Below are 1,565 nucleotides of genomic sequence, written 5' to 3'. Positions count from 1 at the left end.
CCGAAATCGAAACCTTCGCCCAGCTCGGCGCGCGCACAGCACTTCCCGAGTAGACGGCACCACGCCCGCACGCACAGATTTGTATATCCTCAAGGAGACAGCGTGAGAGACCGAGTACGAGTTGGAAAACACAAGAAGAAATTGGAATGTTCGGCGTGTAACGGTTCAGGTAAAACCATCATCATCATAGACGGAAAGCAGCAGCAAAAACCCTGTCAGATATGTAAAGGAACCGGATGGTTGTGAGACGCGCGGCGTTCGTCCCCGACAGGATCTGGGTCAACGGCGCTGACGGATGGATGGTCCCGCTCCATCGGGACGACGACCCCGAAACCTGGCTGACGCTGGCAGAAGGCGACGATCCCATAGCAATCCAGGTCGACGACGGCGAGCACCCCGACAAGGGCATCCTCCCCACCAGTTCCAACACCGCAGCCTGGCTCGTCAACCGGATGCTCGACCTCCTGAACGTACAGGAGGGGACGAACATCCTCGAAATCGGAGCCGGCACCGGCTACAACGCCGCACTGCTTGCCGAACGAACCCACACAGGACACGTCACGACGATAGAAGTCGATCCCACGATCGCCGACCACGCCCGACAGGCCCTGTGCAGGAACAACTATCCGGTCACAGTCGTCAACGGCGACGGCACCCTCGGATACCCCGAACGAGCACCGTATGACCGGATCATCGCCACCGCCGCCGCAGCCACCATCCCCTACGCTTGGATTGAACAGACACAGCCCGGCGGCCGGATAGTGCTCCCTCTCGCATTCACCTTCCACCACGGGGCACTCCTCGCCCTCACCGTCCACAGCGACGGCACCGCACACGGCCGATTCCACGGCGAGGCGCCCTTCATACGACTCCGCAACCACCGCTCTGCCACGTTCCACCGACAGACAGCCGACGAAGCGCAGGTGACGACGACCCGGCTATACCCGCGACAACCATTCACCGACTTCGACGCCGGATTCGCCGTCGGCACCATGATTCCCGACTGCATCCCAGGCCAACGAGGCGACGACGACACCCCAACACTCCTCCTGGCGCACCCCGCCTCCCGATCCTGGGCATCCCTCACTCCCGGAACCAGCACCCACGAGGTACGCCAGCACGGACCCCGCAACCTGTGGGACGAGCTTGAGAACGCCTACCGCTGGTGGATCGACGCCGGCAGACCCGATCACACCCGCATCGGCATCACCGTCACCCCTGACGAGCAGACGTTCTGGCTCGACACCCCGCAACACCCGCTCCCATCTGCGAAGCGGCGAGCCGTCTGACCTGAACGGACGCACCGAAGAAAAATCGTCGCCAATTATCTTTACGGTTTCAAGGGCGGGCGGATTCAACCGGTCAGCGCGCGCAGGCGGCAGCGACGGTGATCATCGCGGGTGTGGCCCGCTGCGGTTGCGCTTTTTGTGCCAGATAGAGGCATAGGTCGCTTCCACCGCGAGAGACGACCACCAGCTCGCCGCGTCCGCGTCCCCGCTGGCGAGATCAACGAGGAACGGCACGCCCGTGACCTGCGAGACCCACGAAGTGGGGCGATATGTCAC

At 62.9% G+C, this 1,565-nt stretch carries 1 protein-coding gene; it reads left to right on the top strand.

All coding sequences use genetic code 11. From position 1 onward, the window contains the following. Window positions 1–236 precede the first annotated feature (236 nt). Entirely contained in the window at window positions 237–1,289 is a 1,053-nt protein-coding gene (locus tag U9980_RS15995; RefSeq protein WP_322768649.1) for an rRNA adenine N-6-methyltransferase family protein, read from the top strand. Window positions 1,290–1,565: the final 276 nt, after the last annotated feature.

Origin of the sequence: Protofrankia sp. Cr1 (assembly GCF_963555865.1) — a bacterium.
In the GTDB taxonomy this organism is placed as follows: domain Bacteria; phylum Actinomycetota; class Actinomycetes; order Frankiales; family Frankiaceae; genus Protofrankia.
Note: the sequence above shows the minus strand (reverse complement) of the source record. Positions and strands in the feature narration are given on the sequence as shown.

What these genes read in the sequence shown, in the direction of transcription:
- U9980_RS15995 (WP_322768649.1), top strand. Translation starts at nt 237, where the DNA reads ATGGTTGTGAGACGCGCGGCGTTCGTCCCCGACAGGATCTGGGTCAAC.